General features: G+C 50.7%; 16 protein-coding genes. 9 read left to right on the plus strand and 7 right to left on the minus strand.

The window, feature by feature from the left end; translation table 11 throughout:
- Positions 1–6: 6 nt before the first annotated feature.
- The 3 genes from HYT76_02930 to HYT76_02940 form a co-directional block, all read right to left on the minus strand.
- Entirely contained in the window at positions 7–405 is a 399-nt protein-coding gene (locus HYT76_02930) for a hypothetical protein (protein ID MBI2082500.1), read from the minus strand.
- Positions 402–758, minus strand: coding sequence for a hypothetical protein (locus HYT76_02935; protein MBI2082501.1), 357 nt, complete (start codon positions 756–758; stop codon positions 402–404). Before HYT76_02935 ends, HYT76_02930 begins: the two co-directional genes overlap by 4 nt.
- Before the next feature lie 69 nt (positions 759–827).
- A complete protein-coding gene (locus HYT76_02940; GenBank protein MBI2082502.1) occupies positions 828–1,271 on the minus strand; it encodes a hypothetical protein in 444 nt (147 codons plus the stop codon).
- 427 nt (positions 1,272–1,698) lie between these two features.
- On the opposite strand from HYT76_02940, the gene HYT76_02945 reads away from it, so the two are divergent.
- From HYT76_02945 to HYT76_02985, 9 genes are all read left to right on the plus strand, one after another.
- The gene (locus tag HYT76_02945) at positions 1,699–3,147 is read left to right on the plus strand and encodes a hypothetical protein (protein ID MBI2082503.1); all 1,449 of its coding nucleotides are present in this window, start codon (positions 1,699–1,701) and stop codon (positions 3,145–3,147) included.
- 49 nt (positions 3,148–3,196) lie between these two features.
- On the plus strand, positions 3,197–3,688 hold the full coding sequence (locus HYT76_02950; GenBank protein ID MBI2082504.1) for an NADH-quinone oxidoreductase subunit J: 492 nt from the start codon (positions 3,197–3,199) through the stop codon (positions 3,686–3,688).
- Positions 3,685–3,984, plus strand: a complete 300-nt coding sequence (nuoK, locus tag HYT76_02955) for an NADH-quinone oxidoreductase subunit NuoK (protein ID MBI2082505.1) — start codon at positions 3,685–3,687, stop codon at positions 3,982–3,984. Before HYT76_02950 ends, nuoK begins: the two co-directional genes overlap by 4 nt.
- Before the next feature lie 2 nt (positions 3,985–3,986).
- Positions 3,987–5,963, plus strand: coding sequence for an NADH-quinone oxidoreductase subunit L (nuoL, locus tag HYT76_02960; GenBank protein MBI2082506.1), 1,977 nt, complete (start codon positions 3,987–3,989; stop codon positions 5,961–5,963).
- Positions 5,960–7,453, plus strand: a complete 1,494-nt coding sequence (locus HYT76_02965; GenBank protein MBI2082507.1) for an NADH-quinone oxidoreductase subunit M — start codon at positions 5,960–5,962, stop codon at positions 7,451–7,453. The genes nuoL and HYT76_02965 overlap by 4 nt, the downstream gene beginning before the upstream one ends.
- Positions 7,431–8,936 carry an NADH-quinone oxidoreductase subunit N gene (locus HYT76_02970; protein MBI2082508.1) on the plus strand — a complete coding sequence of 502 codons (1,506 nt, stop codon included), beginning with the start codon at positions 7,431–7,433 and terminating at the stop codon, positions 8,934–8,936. The genes HYT76_02965 and HYT76_02970 overlap by 23 nt, the downstream gene beginning before the upstream one ends.
- Position 8,937: 1 nt before the next feature.
- Complete coding sequence (locus tag HYT76_02975) at positions 8,938–9,564, plus strand: hypothetical protein (protein MBI2082509.1); 627 nt, start codon at positions 8,938–8,940, stop codon at positions 9,562–9,564.
- Positions 9,565–9,626: 62 nt separating this feature from the next.
- Positions 9,627–10,829: an MFS transporter gene (locus HYT76_02980; protein ID MBI2082510.1), complete on the plus strand. Its 1,203-nt coding sequence runs from the start codon at positions 9,627–9,629 to the stop codon at positions 10,827–10,829.
- 64 nt (positions 10,830–10,893) lie between these two features.
- Positions 10,894–11,598 carry a hypothetical protein gene (locus HYT76_02985; protein MBI2082511.1) on the plus strand — a complete coding sequence of 235 codons (705 nt, stop codon included), beginning with the start codon at positions 10,894–10,896 and terminating at the stop codon, positions 11,596–11,598.
- Here the strand turns inward: HYT76_02985 and HYT76_02990 are convergent.
- The 4 genes from HYT76_02990 to HYT76_03005 are packed head-to-tail and all read right to left on the minus strand — an operon-like array spanning position 11,513 to position 15,602.
- Positions 11,513–12,262 (minus strand): hypothetical protein, encoded by a 750-nt coding sequence (locus HYT76_02990; protein MBI2082512.1) that lies wholly within the window; start codon positions 12,260–12,262, stop codon positions 11,513–11,515. The genes HYT76_02985 and HYT76_02990 overlap by 86 nt on opposite strands.
- Positions 12,263–14,299, minus strand: coding sequence for a methionine--tRNA ligase (gene metG / locus HYT76_02995; GenBank protein ID MBI2082513.1), 2,037 nt, complete (start codon positions 14,297–14,299; stop codon positions 12,263–12,265).
- Complete coding sequence (locus tag HYT76_03000) at positions 14,296–14,973, minus strand: hypothetical protein (GenBank protein MBI2082514.1); 678 nt, start codon at positions 14,971–14,973, stop codon at positions 14,296–14,298. Before HYT76_03000 ends, metG begins: the two co-directional genes overlap by 4 nt.
- The gene (locus HYT76_03005) at positions 14,970–15,602 is read right to left on the minus strand and encodes a dTMP kinase (protein ID MBI2082515.1); all 633 of its coding nucleotides are present in this window, start codon (positions 15,600–15,602) and stop codon (positions 14,970–14,972) included. Before HYT76_03005 ends, HYT76_03000 begins: the two co-directional genes overlap by 4 nt.
- Positions 15,603–15,679: the final 77 nt, after the last annotated feature.

Consider the following 15,679-nt stretch of genomic DNA (forward strand, 5'->3'; position numbering starts at 1 on the left):
AGTATGTTACGGGCAAAGTCTTTCATTGGGATTCACCACTTGGACATTTATGGCCGAGTTAATTGTCCCCTCGTTACTTTCGACATTGACCTCTCCATGGCCCGCCTCGACATTCACACTTCCCGCGATACGATTTTGTTCATCATCGATTTCGCGCATTCGCTGTCGCGCCTGTTCTACAGGACTACAAACCATTTGGGTCTGAAGCATGACCGGTTGTTGAATGACACGGACGACGCTCCCTTCTTCCACCTCCTGTCTCTGGCGCATATTCGAGACGGCATTTTGCAATTCCGGATTGTGCGGATTTGGTTCTAGCGCTAGTGCTGAGGCAGCCAGCAGGAGTTTCATAAGAACCAATACCGCTGTCTTGCGTGACTTAACTCTTTTTGAATGCCTTTTCATTGCTTCATATTCCCCAGGATGATCGTGGAATTTATAGAGGCATCGATCATGCTGTTGGTTGAATCTTTCATCCCCTTGATTTCGATCTTTTCGTGGCCGACCTGAATATTCATATCCCCCATAATATTCATGCTCGCATCTCCGTAATTATGACTCCCGTCCCGGCGATCCGCCTGGTTGTTCTGGGTATTGGTGCTCGGCCCATAGTTCTGAATCGTCCCTTTTTGTGTCGTGTCACCCATTTGGCATTCCTTGAGGCAGAGGGCGTGAGACAAACCGGGAAAAAGGAAGGAAAAGATTGCCAGCGCACCAATTACTTTTTTTTTAAGTTTTATTTTGTTTCGTGCCTGCATTTTTCTCTCCTTTTCCCCGGTTTGTCCCGGGTTCTCTGAAATCTCGGAGAACCCGGAGACTTCACCTTGTTAGTTACTGCCGTTGCCGATCACGAACGTGTTCCCGTTCACCGAGGCATCCATCACGTTGCCGGTTCCACCCGACACGGTCCCGAAGTTTACGGTGTCATGACCTGCTCGGAGATTCACCTTGTCCTTGAACATCGCGCCGCCGGATCGGTCACCGTACTGCTGTTTGTTGGTCGTATTGTGACTGTTGGCCGTCGATGTGGTCGTGTTCGTGCTCTGATTGCGACTATCCGACCAGCTTTGGTGGTTGCTCATGTCCCGGCTATCGGTCGTGTTGGTGACACGATGGTCACTGAAATCACGCTTGTCCTGTCGGTTATCAACCCGCTGATCGTACTTGTTCATGTTGTTGGTGGCGTTGATATTTCCCCAACCCCATGCTGGACCTCCAGCAGCTGCCGTAATCAGGGCAACGACAGCGACGCCCGTTTTGATTTTGTTCATACGGTGTATCCTCCTTGAGGAATCTCCCATAGCAAGAGCCGTGCCATCATCGTCGACCCGCTATTTTCTTTAATGGGTGTGATGACCGTCCGATTTCCGGACGCCACCGTCCGAGTTTCGGTCACTCTTGAAAAGTTCCCCCTCTCAAATCTCTCGGCCCCATCCCTTGACAGCCCAAGCGCGAAGGCCGTAAACGAACGGCATGATCACACTTCCAAAATCGGCCGGACTGATTGTTATCGACGTCCAAAAAGGGTTCGACGATCCCCAACAGTGAGTATCCAAGACCAATTTGCGACGATTGTCACCACCCAGGGATTGCTGGACTAAAGCTCGGGATGAGTGGAGTTTACCTATTTTTTTCGGTTGCTTTGAGGAATCGTAACTTATAGAACATGAGGCATTATTTTTTAACAGGAGGATTCTCATGTTCACTCTCAGGAAAGTTTTTGTTTTCATCGCTGTTGGGATGCTGGTGATCGCAGCCTCCTTCGGTGGGACCAGTGGTTGCGGAACCTCAGGGACCACGCGGGGGCTTACAGGGACATTAAACTCCTCTTCCCTTTCCGGGTTAAAAATAAAGGGGGCCACTGTCGCGGTCGCCTGTGAAGAGATCAAGGTCTGCTGTGGCGGCTACGACGGAAAAGTGACTGTCGAGAAGGTGAATAAAGATTGTACCTTCAAGATCGACCTTCCTTTGGAGACCTTCTGCTACTGCGCTATTTTTACGGGAGATGATGCCGATAGCAATGACTGTCCTGATACCTACCTAGCTTCCCTCGGTTGCTCGGAGAATGGCTATGGCGGCGCGATCCCTGTTTTTGCGGGGGCCGATGACAAGACCGATGATATTGATTTGGGGAGCTCGAGTTTGGAGGGGAGAAAGGTCGTCTCAACAAACAATTACTGCGCCTCTATTGATGAGGACAATGACGGGATCGCGAACTCAACAGATGACAATGACGATGGAGACGAGGTTTTGGACAGCACTGACTTTCAGAATGCCAAAGGGTGTGTGAATGCCGACAAACTGGACAGCGATGGCGATGACACCCCCGATATCTATGAAGGTCTTTGGGGCTCGACCCTTTCTGCGCTGAAGGTCAAGGGGCAGACCGACGGCGAGCTCGACGATTTTTTTGTCGATGCCGATAATGACGACATCCCGGATTTTTGCGATGCCGATTTTGCCTGTACACCGGATGCCGATGACAGTGATGGCGATTGTATCCCGGACAGCTTCGACTGGTGCAGTGATGACGGGGATGCTGATGGGGTTCCGTTCTGTGTCGACTGTGATGACGGAGATGCGACAAGCACTGTAGAATGCTTCGCGGATGATTTCTGTGCGTTGGATGGGGATGGGGATGGGTATGGACTCTGCGATGACTGTGACGATTACGATCCGAGCAGCACTTATGAATGTTTTGGCGATGCCTTTTGCGATACGGATGGGGATGCCGATGGCATCGGATTCTGTCTCGACTGCGATGATGAGGATGCGACTCAGACGACGCAGTGCTATGAGGATATCGAGAACTTCTGTGATCAGGACAATGACAATGATGACATTGGAATTTGTGCCGATTGCGATGACTTCGATTCGACCTCGAAGACGGAGTGTTACGGGGCGGAGGCGTGTGCTGATGATGTCGATGGTGATGGGGTCAACTTCTGCAACGACTGCGACGACCTCGATGTGACGATCAAGACAACAATCGCCGAAGGGTGTCCTGTGGCTGCCGGCGCTTGTGAGACATCAGAATGTGTCAACGATTTCGAATGTCAGCTCTTTGCCGATGACAATCAGAACGATGAGTTCAAGACCGACAATGTTCAGTGTAATCTGACAACCGGTTGCTGTGAACTCAAGTAACCAAAATTCCTTGATTTAACTCCTGCCCCCGCGTTAAGACCGCGGGGGTATGGAGTTGATTTTCTTCTACATTTTTTCCGGATTGACTGTTTTAACCGCGCTTTTTGTGATTTCTTTTCGTAATACCCTCTCCGCTGCCTTTTCGCTTGTCCTCTGCCTGTTCGGTGTTGCTTGTCTCTTCGCACTTTTGGGGGCGCATTTTCTCGCAGCGATGCAGGTCCTGGTTTATGCCGGTGCGATCATGGTCCTCTTTGTCTTTATTATTATGTTGCTTGACCTGGGGAAGGGGGCCTTGCTGAAAATAAAACTCAACTTTCCGGCAGTCGTTGGGGTTCTCTTTGGATCTTACCTTGGTGTCTTGCTGGTGCTTCGCCTCGGCTATTTAAGTCTCTCGTTTCCGCCTCTGCCGGACCGTTTTGGAGAAGTTCGGGAGGTTGGAAGACTACTTTTTACCAATTACCTGATTCCTTTTGAGGTCGCTTCTATCCTTCTGCTTGTTGCAATTGTCGGAGCGGTTGTTCTGGCCAAGAAAGATTTATGACACTAGCCCACTTTATTACCCTCTCCGCCATTCTCTTCTCAATCGGAGTGACCGGCGTTATGACACATCGAAATCTTCTTGTTGTCCTCATGTCAATTGAACTCATGCTGAATGCGGCGAATGTCGCCTTCATCGCCTTTTCCCGTTTTCATGGTGAAATGGGGGGGCAGGCACTTGCCTTTTTTGTGATTGCCCTTGCTGCCTCTGAGGCGACAGTCGGGCTTGCGATTGTGATAGCGATTTTTCGAAAACAAGGCACCGTTGATGCGGGCGAATTACGCTACCTGAAGGATTGAACATGAATTCTTTAGTTTTGGGGTTTCCGTTTGGGGTGGTGGTGGGGTTGATCCCACTGCTTCCGCTTTTGGGGGCGGTTTTAAACGGCGTCGTTGCCCTTTTCTGTCGCTCCGGTCGTCGCGAGGTCCCAAAACCGTTGGTCTCTCTGATTGGTGTGAGTCTCCCGTTTCTCGCCTTTGCCCTTTCTCTCTTTGTCTTTTCCATTGCCAAAGATCCTGCCGGGGGACTGACGACGCCTGCCCTCTGGGATTGGATGAGCGTCGGAGATCTCTCCCTGCCGGTTCATTTTAAGGTCGATCGCTTGTCTCTTGTCATGGCACTCGTCGTAACAGGGGTTGGTGCCCTGATCCATCTTTATTCGGTTGGTTACATGGCCCATGATGCCGGTTACGCCCGCTATTTTTCCTATTTGAATCTTTTTCTCTTCGCGATGCTGGTTCTTGTCCTGGGGGGAAGCTTACCTCTGATGTTTATCGGCTGGGAGGGTGTCGGGCTTTGTTCCTATCTCCTGATCGGATTTTGGTTTGAGGATGATGCGAAGGCGTATGCGGGGAAAAAGGCGTTCATTGTGAATCGAATCGGAGACCTTGGGTTTTTGCTCGGGATGTTTCTGCTTTACTCAACCCTTTCGGAGCGAGGGGTCACTTCCGGTCTCGGTCTTCTCTCCTTCGATACACTCCAGCAGTACCGCGGTGAATTTTTCTCTGTGGCAACCCTCGCCTCTCTCCTTCTTTTTGTCGGGGCTGTTGGGAAGTCGGCCCAGATCCCGCTCTATGTCTGGTTGCCGGATGCGATGGCCGGTCCGACACCGGTCTCCGCCCTGATCCATGCGGCGACGATGGTGACCGCTGGCGTTTATATGGTGGCCCGGATGCATTTTCTCTTCAGTCTCTCGCCGACAGCGATGGAGGTGGTCGGCTCTGTAGGGGCAGCGACCGCCCTCTTCGCAGCGTTGATTGCGCTGGTCCAGAGCGATATCAAAAAAGTTTTGGCCTACTCCACGGTTTCGCAGTTGGGGTACATGATCCTCGGTGTCGGGATCGGGGCCTATTCCGCCGGGATTTTTCATCTTGTGACGCATGCCTTTTTTAAGGCCTGTCTCTTTTTAGGGGCCGGTTCTGTGATTCATGCAATGGGAGGGGAGCAAGAGATCTGGAAGATGGGGGGGCTCCGAAAAAAACTACCGATTACTTTCGTAACATTTCTTGCCGCGGTGGTCGCTATTGTCGGGATCTTCCCGTTTGCCGGTTTCTTCAGCAAGGATGCGATCCTCTTCCAGACCTTTGCGCAAGGGTATCGGATTTTATGGGGAATCGGTTTTGTCACGGCGGGATTGACCGCTTTTTATATGTGCCGGCTTTTTGCGGTTGTTTTTTTGGGGGCCAATCGGAGCGAGCCCGAGAAGCGGTATCACCTTCATGAATCCCCTCCGAGCATGACGATCCCGCTTGTCCTCCTGGGGTTTTTATCATTGGTTGGCGGATGGATCGGGATTCCGGAGGCGCTCCATGGGAAGGATCATTTCTTCCGGTGGCTTGCACCCCTTTTCCCTTACACCGGTTTCTACGAGAGATTGGAAAGGGCAGGGCATGGGATGGAGCTTCTCCTCTCGATTATCACGGTGCTTTGGATCTTTCATATCGCCCTGATCACCTTGATCCTCTATTCCCAAAGGCCGGAAACGGTCGCTCGCATCGCGCAAAAGATCGGTCCCCTCTATCGGCTGCTTCAGCAGAAGTTTTATGTCGATGAGCTCTATCATTTCCTGGTGATCCGTCCGATCCATTGGTTCTCTCGCGTGGTCTTGTGGCGGTTTCATGATGAGAAGGTGATTGATAGTTTATTGATTAACGGATCTGTCGAGACCGTGGGGCTTGTCGGCAGGACATTGAATCTCCTTCAAACCGGTCTGATTCAGAACTACGCCATTTATTTTGCCTTAAGCGCCTTAGGGGTTATTGCTTACTTTATCCTATGAACTTTGTTGACTCTCATCTCTTGACGCTTGTGATCTTTTCCCCGTTGGTGGGGCTTCTCCCCCTTCTTTTTTTAAGGGAGGTGCGGTGGCAACGCTGGGGTGCCTTCTTCGCTTCTCTCATCCCCTTTTTATTTTCCATCCATCTTTTCAATAAATTTCAATCAACGGGGGATTTTGAGTTTGTGGAAAAGATCGCCTGGATCCCCTGGTTTCGGATTCACTATTATCTTGGGGTCGATGGATTCAGTTTGCCCTTGGTCCTCCTGACGACCTTTTTGACCCCGATCGTGGTTCTGGGTTCCTGGTCGGATATCCAGAAGCGCGTCGGGAGTTTTTATTTCCTTCTCCTCCTGCTCGAGGTGGCGATGTTGGGTGTTTTCTCAAGTCTCGATCTCTTCCTTTTCTATGTCTTTTGGGAAGGGGTCCTGATCCCGATGTATTTCATTATCGGAATTTGGGGAGGGGGGCGGAAGGTCTATGCGGCGATCAAGTTTGTCCTGTATACGATGGTCGGAAGTCTGCTGATGCTCGCGGCGATCCTCTATCTCTATTTTGCGGCGGGCAAATCATTTTCATTGATCGATCTCTACGTGGTCTCGCTTCCGCTGAAGGCGCAACTCTGGCTCTTCTCTGCCTTTGCCTTGGCCTTCGCGATCAAGATTCCCCTCTTCCCTTTTCATACCTGGCTTCCCGATGCGCATGTGGAGGCCCCAACGTCAGGCAGTGTGATCCTTGCTGGTGTCCTGCTGAAAATGGGGACCTATGGCTTTGTCCGTTTTGCGATGCCGCTTTTTCCTCACGCGATGCAGCTCGCAACCCCTTTATTCCTGATCCTCTCCGTGATCGGCATTGTCTACGGCGCCTTGGTTTCCATGGTCCAGCCGGATCTCAAAAAGTTGATCGCTTATTCTTCTGTCTCTCATCTGGGGTTTGTGATGTTGGGGCTTGCCTCGCTCACCCCTCAGGGGGTTGCGGGGGCGACCCTCCAGATGGTCAATCATGGGCTCTCCACAGGGGCCCTCTTTTTGCTTGTGGGAATGATCTATGAACGTCGTCATACACGAGAGATAAAGGAGTTTGGGGGACTTGCGAGTCAAATGCCGATTTATACAGTCATCTTTCTCATCGTCGCCTTTTCCTCGATGGGGCTTCCGGCGACCAACGGGTTTGTCGGTGAATTTTTGATCTTGATCGGGACGTTTCGAAGCAGTCCTGTTTATGCGGCGATCGGGGGACTCGGTGTTGTTTTGGCCGCTGTCTATCTGCTCTGGATGGTTCGACGCGTCTTTTTTGGACCTCTTGCTCGGGAAGAGAACAAGGGTCTTTCTGATCTGAATAGACGTGAGGTTGCGCTGCTTCTCCCGATTCTCCTTTTTGTTTTTTGGATCGGGATCGCCCCTGGATTTTTATTGAAAAAGATGAATCCTTCAGTCGATCGTTTTCTTGACCGAACGGTGGTGTTTACGCATGGCATGGCTCGAGACAATTAACTGGTTTTTGTTGAGTGAGGCGGCGAGGCCGATCCTGATTCTGATTTCGGGCGGGCTTGTCCTTCTCCTGTTTTCGGCCTTCTCCGATCGACTCCAGAAGGCCTCGATGCTTTTTTCGTTCGCCCTGACCCTTGGGGCCTTCGTGCTGACCTGGAAGACATGGCTTACCGGTCTTCCTGTCAACCTCGAGATTTTCTTTTTTGATCGGCTTTCCTATTTGCTCGATCTGATCTTCCTTTTTTCACTGCTGATCACGCTGCTTTTTTCGAGAGACTATTTACGTGAGGATCGCCTCGAGAGAGGAGAATATTATGCCCTGCTCTTTTTTGCGACGTCTGGATTGATGCTGATTTCCCATGGGGCTGATCTGATGCTTATTTTTTTGGGGTTGGAGCTCGCCTCGCTCTCGACCTATATCCTTGCCGGATTCCAAAGGGGTTTCATCAAGTCTTATGAGGCGTCACTCAAATATTTTATCCTCGGCTCCTTCGCCTCGGCCTTTTTGCTCTATGGGATCGCCTTGGCCTATGGGGCCCTGGGGACGAGTTCCTTGCAGGCATTTTCACAAGGGAATGAGCTGAGTGATGAGAAGATCCTGTTGCTGAGTCTCTCGATCGCTTTGCTTCTGATCGGCGTCTGTTTCAAGATCGCTGCGGTTCCTTTTCATTTCTGGTCTCCTGATGTTTATGAAGGGGCACCGACACCGGTGACCGCTTTTATGGCCTCCGGGGTAAAGGCGGGAGGGTTTGCGCTCCTGATCCGGCTCGGTCTTTTGGTCGCGCCGCTCCCGATGATTCCATGGATTCCAATCCTCAGTGTCTTGGCGATTCTCACAATGTCGGTTGGGAATCTGATGGCCCTTCGACAAACGAATATCAAACGGATGCTCGCCTATTCCTCGATTGCGCATGCTGGTTATGCGCTGGTCGGTGTGGTGGCAGCGATGAAGGATCCTCATGGTGCCGAGTCGACGCTCGGTTCGGTGGTTTTCTATCTTTTCGCCTATTCGGTGATGACACTCGGCGCCTTTGGGGTCGTGATGGTCCTCGGCCGGAAGGAGGAGGAAGCTCTATCCGTCGAGCCAGGACGTGGCGAGAGACTCGAGATGTCTGATTATGCCGGCCTTGCCGAACGCCACCCCTTTTTATCCGGCTTGATGGCCATTTTTATGATCTCACTCGTTGGTATCCCACCGACGATTGGATTTATTGGAAAATTTTATCTCTTTTCCGGCGCCATCCAGGTGGGCCTTGTCGGTCTTGTTGTTGTGGGGGTTCTGAATAGTGTGGTTTCTGCCTATTATTATCTGGCCCCTGTTGTGAAGATGTTTTTCCAGGGAACCGCTCGTATCGATTTAAAGCCGCTTTCGCGACCTATTTTGGTCGGGTTGGTCATTTGCCTCTTTGCCTTGCTCTATTTTGGGATCTTTCCTTCAAATTTGTTTCTTATTGCAGAAGAATCGATACGCGAATTAGTATTCTGATATGCTCAAAGACTTAGACGATTTTCTTGAAGAAAAACGAGAGCAGGGACAGATCGTCGGCGCTTGGGGGTTTCATTCGAACCTGAACTTTACCCGCATGAGCTCCGAGGAGGCGAACGTCTGGTTTTTTGAGCAGGTTTTTAATTTTCTCCGCGCCTTCTTCGGATTGGTCCTCCCTGATTCTGTAGAGGTGATTACCTATAATGCCACCCAGAGGATCGAGAAAAAGGGGCTCGATCAGATGACATTCCTTGATGAGCTTATGTTGATCTTGAAGAGACTGAAGGAACCGATCTGGACCTGCCGACTGGGGCTGAATCTGATCGGTTTCCTCCGGACGGCGGAGGATCCCGAGCATCCGGTACGGCTCCAGATTCAGGAGCCGACCTCCTTCATCGTCTGGGGCGGGCCGGATGAGACCGGGTTTCAGTCCTTCAGTATCGGTTACACCCTTTTTTCGGATGTCGTTCTGGAGGGGGAAGAGACCGAGCTCTGGTCGATTAATCAACCGCTCCTCGAGAAGGCGCTCAGAAAATGGGAGGAGCAGTCGGGGCATATGATCGAGGTGGTCGAATCGAACGGAAATCTGCCTGTCTATCAGTACGGTTTTAAGAAAAAAGGGAGATAGGACAAGCCATTTATAAGAAAAGTCTTCAGTACTCGATCTTCGAGGGGATCTTTTATTCGGTCATGGTGGGATTGGGGGAGCACTACTTTTCCCCCTATGCCGTCTCCATCGGCGCGACCGATTTTTTGATCGGTCTTCTCGGTTCACTTCCACTTCTCTTCGGTTCTCTAGCTCAACTAGCCAGCCCGAGTCTTATCCAGCTCTTCGGAAGCAGACGTCATATCGTCCGGATCGGGATCTTGCTGCAGGCGCTTTGTTTTATTCCGATCCTATGGATCATCCAAGGGAACGGGGCCCGAACCCCGTTCTGGTTTCTCCTTTTCGTGATCGCCTACTGGGTGTTTCAGCTGACCTTGAGTACCCCTTGGCAAAGCTGGATTGGGGATCTGGTCCCAAAAGATCAACGCGGGCGTTATTTTAGTCTTCGCAGTCGCTGGATACAGCTCGCGACATTCTTTAGCATCGTTGTCGGCGGAGCGCTGCTGAGCAAGTTTAACTTTCAGCTTATCTTCATGCTGGCGATGGTCGGCCGTTTTATCTCGCTTGCCTTTTCTCTTCTTCAGGAAGAACCGACTTACTCAAGCCCTCCCGAGGCACAGTTTACACTCACGCAATTCGTGAAGAAGATGGGATTCAATAACTATGGCCTCTTTGTGATCTACATCTCACTTTTCTATATGAGCTGTCACATTGCAGCCCCCTACTTTGTCCCTTATGTCTTTAGAGAACTCAAATTTTCCTATCTTCAATACATGATAGTGCATGCGGTTTTTATCGGCAGCAAGTCACTCTTTCTACCGATCTGGGGTCATTACTCGGATCGATATGGTTCGAGAAAACTCCTCGCCCTCTCCGGTTTTCTACTGCCGATCGTTCCGATCTTGTGGCTCTTCACTCGGAACTATTATGGGATTATTGCGATCCATTTTGTGACGGGATTTGGTTGGGCTGGTTTTGAGCTCTGTTCTTTCAATTTTATTCTGGATTGCACGACACCGGAGAAGAGGGCCCGATGTTCCTCCTACTATCAACTTTTCAATGGTGTTGGGACTGTGGTCGGTGCCGTCCTGGGCGGGCTTCTGCTCAAATACAACCTTTTTTTTAGCATCCCCTACTATTTTGTCTTTCTGGTCTCAGGGATTGGGCGTTTTCTCTTCTCGCTCCTGTTTATTCCCAAACTAAAGGAAATGCGGACTGTCCACCCGATCTCCTACAAGAGTCTTCTTGTCAGGATCTTTCTCTTTTTGAAGCCAGGGCCGAGCTAGAATTGAAAGCAACAACAAGAGAAATACAACGATATCAGCCGTCAGAAAGCGGGGTCTTTTTCAGATGACGGGAGACATTGTTCGAGCCATTCCACTTCCTAATGTTCCAGAGATTCCCTGGGACTACCCCAAATTTTGGGATGACGCCTGGATCTCCCTTCAGGCGGAATTGACGCGGGATGAGTATGCAAGGGCCAAGCTCCCAGGTTTTGTCAATTCGGCCACTTCTCTTGAAACAGCCCAAACAGTTCTTTTTTGGGGAAGACAGGTGGAGGACCAGCTTGTCCAGGGGGTGATGCCACTTTTTCTTTTTGAGCGACATCGAGATTTTTCTGTTGTTGGTCATGATGTCATCGGTCTTACAAATGATCTCAATAAGCTTGAGTTTGCACTAGCCAAGGAGCGTCTAGAACGCTCAGAGGGCCCCTCTTTGGAGAGGTTGAGGACTTTTCGAAGGGCGGCTCATGCCAGGGTCTGTACCCGCTTTCGTATTTTCAGCACTTGCGCTCGCGAGGCGTTGAGAAAAAAGGGGGTCAGGGTTATTGCGAATGCCCCGTCTCCCGTTTCTTGGGACCGAGGCATTTCAACAGCCCAATTGGAAGCGGCCTTTCAGCTGTTTTGCAGTTCCGATTTTCGCGTGCAGCATGGGATTCGTCCATCTCGTCCTGGCAATCATGTCGTCGCTAGAATTTTGATCGGAGCCCTTCTTGTGATCGGATCTGGAGCGGCGATGCTGGTTTCTCGTGCTGACTCTCCGCACGCTTTCTGACCGCCTCCAAAACTCCCCTTGTCTCCTTTTTAACAATCGGTTTGAAGATCAACTCAGGTACCTGAAAACCGGGGTCATAGGAATTTTCATAATAGACAAGAGACCAGTTGGGATTTTCCGGATGCGGCCTTGCCCGCCAGTACCCTTCGGCTACCACGAGATTGCCGGCCTCCAAAACAAACCGACGATTGTAGGCATTTTTTGCAGGATCAAAATGATCGGTCTCTTTCTGTAAGACCCACCGGTTCTGGATCGGCCAGGGGAGATTCATCAAGAGAAGCTTGTGATAGGTCGCCTCATTTTGTCCGCTCTTTTGAATCCTCTCATTTAAAGGAAGGCTCTCTCCCTGAACGATTTTGTGAACTTCCTTCCAGGAGGTCGTTTTTGAAGAAACAATGAGTTCCGCCTTTTGGGGACTCACCACACGGCTGAAGAGAATCCGCGGGACAAACTCACTCCACTGATCGATTTGATCCAAGACAACCGCCCAGACCTTTTCAGGAGGGGCCTCTACCAAAAATTCCGACTTGGCGGTCCAAAGACGATGGCGGTAAAGCTCGGCCTCGACCCGGATAGATCTTGAATATCCCTTGGAATCTGAGGTGGCCGGTAGGGGGATCCCCCACAAGAGGGTGAGGAGCATGACTATAAGAACTTTCCTCATTTATTTTACTTTGGCTCCAGATGCGAGGTTTCGGTCCAGTGTGAGGATCGAAAGTCCCTCTTCGTTTGAGGCGGCCAAGAGCATCCCGCGTGATTCGACACCGCGGATCGTTGCCGGCTTCAGATTCGCGACAATCACAATCATTTTGCCCTGCAATTGTTCCGGTGTGTAGTGCTGTGCGATCCCCGCGACAATCTGTCGCCTCTCAGTGCCCAGATCGACTTGGAGCCTTAGGAGCTTGTCGGCCCCGGCGACTTTTTCAACCTCGAGAATCTTGGCTACCCTGAGGTCGAGTTTTTGAAATTCCGTGATGTCGAGTTCCATGCCTGCCTCCTTTTGAATTGAACTGACTTCTGGGCTCTTCGAGTCGGCATTGCCGGGAGCGGCGGGCCCTTCAGGAGCTTTAGCGGACAATGAAAACTCGCGTTGTGTGCGAGAAGGTTCATTGGCCGCTGATGCCCTGAAGGTCGCCGCGGAGGCATTTGACGACGAAGAAGGACCAGAAGTCAGTTCAATTCGAGGGAATATCGGTTTCCCCGCCTGGACGTTTACAGACGGCGTCTTTCCCCATTCAATATTTTTAAATTTCTGATTTTCCCATTTCAATTTTTTAGAAAGCCCCAGTTGTTTCCAGATCTCCTCCGAGCTCTTGGGGAGAAACGGGGCAATAAGTATCGCAATATTTCGGAGCGTATCGACGACCTGATAGAGCACTTTTTTGATCTCGTCTATTTTTCCTTCCTTCATCAAAACCCATGGTGCGCTTGAGTCGATATGCTTGTCCGCAACATGGACAACCTCCCAAATTTTTTCCAGGGCGAGATGAAAATTAAGATCTCCGCTCTTGCGATAGTCCATCTCTTCCCGCACCCCCTTCGTCGCCCCTCGGATCGCCTCTTGGAGTGGCTTGTGAACTGTTTTTTGCGGTGTGATTTTTCCCTCGAGATATCGGTTCGTCATCCCCAGTGTGCGGTTCAAGAGATTCCCCAGATCATTCGCGAGGTCACTATTGTATCTCTTGATAAAATCATCCCAGGTGAAATCACCGTCACTTCCAAATGAGGAGCTGCGGAGAAGGTAATAACGGATCGCATCCGCTCCGTATTGAGGGACGACATCGAGCGGGGTGATGATGTTCCCAAGGGTCTTGCTCATTTTCTCACCCTTCAGATAAACGAAGCCGTGGCCGAAGACCGTTTTTGGGAGCGGGAGACCGGCACTCATGAGCATCGCCGGCCAGATCACGCAATGAAACCGCGTAATATCCTTTCCGATGACATGCAGATCGGCTGGCCACCATTGACGAAACTGGCGCTGGTCTTTGGCGAATCCGACCGCCGTGATGTAATTGATCAGGGCATCGAACCAGACATAGACGACATGACTCTTATCGATCGGAAGCGGAATCCCCCAGTCAAAGGAGGCGCGTGAAACACTGATATCCTGCAAACCCCCCTCGACGAGCCTCAAGACCTCATTTCTCCGGATCTCCGGCAGGATAAACTCTGGATGCTGTCGATAATGTTTCAAGAGTCTCTCTTGATAGACGGAGAGCCGGAAGAAGTAATTCTCCTCTTTGAGCCATTTTGGGACTGATTGGTGGTTTGGGCACTTCCCATTGACGAGATCCTTGTCGGTAAAAAACGCCTCGCACGATTCGCAGTACCATCCCTCATAAGGGGACTTGTAGATATCCCCCTTTTTGAAGATTGCCTCAAAGAGCCTCGAAACGGCATCGGCATGTCTTTTTTCCGAGGTCTGGATAAAGCCGTCACAAGAGATCTCGAGTGACTCCCAGATTTTCAAAAACTCCTTCTTCATCCCGTCACAGTATTTTTTGGGCGAGAGCCCCCTCTTCTCCGCCTCTTTCTTGACATTGGCGCTGTGCTCATCACTCCCCATCTGAAAATGGACCGTCTCTCCTGTCATTCGGTGATAACGTGCGATGACATCGGCACCGATCTTTTCGTAGGCGGTCCCGAGGTGGGGCAAGTTATTGACGTAGTCGATCGCGGTGGTGACGTAGAATTTTTTCATGGTGATAGGATTCCATAAAAGAGCCTTTCAAACGCGAGTTGCTTCAGGACATTCGCTTCCACAGCCCTTTCCGTTTCTAAAATCAGATCCCACTTCTCAAACAATTTTTCCCCAGCTCCCCTTTGGATGATCAGATCACGCCACCAACTTTTCAAGAAGGGGAGGAACTCTTTGGGGGTCTCAAATTCATCGAGGAATTTTTCGGCGAGTTGTGAGGCCTGTGAGAATGAAACAGGTGTTTTTGACTTCAGACACTCTTCCTTCCAGAATCGGGAAAACGCCTCCCACTCCTCGGGCACAGACCAGACAGAACGGATCGATGAAACCCTTTGGCATCGTGAGCGGATCGTGAGCGGCAGTTGGTCTGGGATTTCTGTCCGCAAGAGAAAGAGAAGATAGGGAGGAGGTTCTTCAAGCGTCTTCAGGAGTGCGTTTGCGGCAGCCTCTGTCATCTTATGGGCCTCTTCTATAAACACAACCAGTCGTTCCGCCTCTAGTGGTTTGTAGAGGATCCGTCTCTGAACCTGATGAATCGCCTCGACACGGATGCTCTCCCCGTCGGGTTGGATCAAAATAAAATCAGGGTGGTTTTTGCCTTTTTTGCCGAGGATCTCTTCGAACAGGGCGGTTGGTTCTTCACGGATAAGATAGGCAGGATGTGCCCAATGGTTCATCGCAACACCTCTTGCAGATAACGGATCAGCTTTTTTGAGACCTCTGGTTTGGGTCTTCGTGTATCCACAATCCGGAATCTTTTCTTCTCCTGTCGGGCAAGTGTCAAGTAACCTCTGCGAACCTTTTGGTGGAAAAGGTTTTTTTCTCTTTCAAACCTGTCCTGACCTTGCCGGGAGTGATGGTTGCGTGCCCGTCCCAGCCCAACTGAGATCGGGATATCAAAAAGAAAGGTCAGGTCAGGTTTGAGACCTCCAGTGGCGACATCATTGAGTCTTTTGAGCCATTGGACTGAGAGTCCACGACCATACCCCTGATAGGCGAGGGTCGCATCGGTAAATCGGTCGCAAAGGACGACCTTCCCTTTTTTTAAGGCGGGGCGAATCTTCTGGGTGACATGGTCTTGCCGAGCGATCAGATAGAGGAGGAGCTCCAAATGTCTGTCCATCCCTTTGTTTTTGGGGTCGAGCAGGAGGCTGCGGATTTGGTCGGCAAATACTGTCCCGCCTGGCTCTCTGGTGATCAGAAAAGGGCGCCTCTTTTTTTTGAGCCAACCCGCAAGATTTTTAATCTGGGTGGTTTTGCCGGTCCCCTCCCCCCCCTCAAATGTAATAAAAAGCCCCTTTTTCATCGGAACAATCTTATAAAGGTTTAATTAAAAATCCAGAAAATTCATGAGGTTAAAAAATAGTTGTTCGGACAGGCAAC

The sequence above is a fragment of the Deltaproteobacteria bacterium genome (assembly GCA_016180845.1).
GTDB lineage: Bacteria > UBA10199 > UBA10199 > JACPAL01 > JACPAL01 > JACPAK01.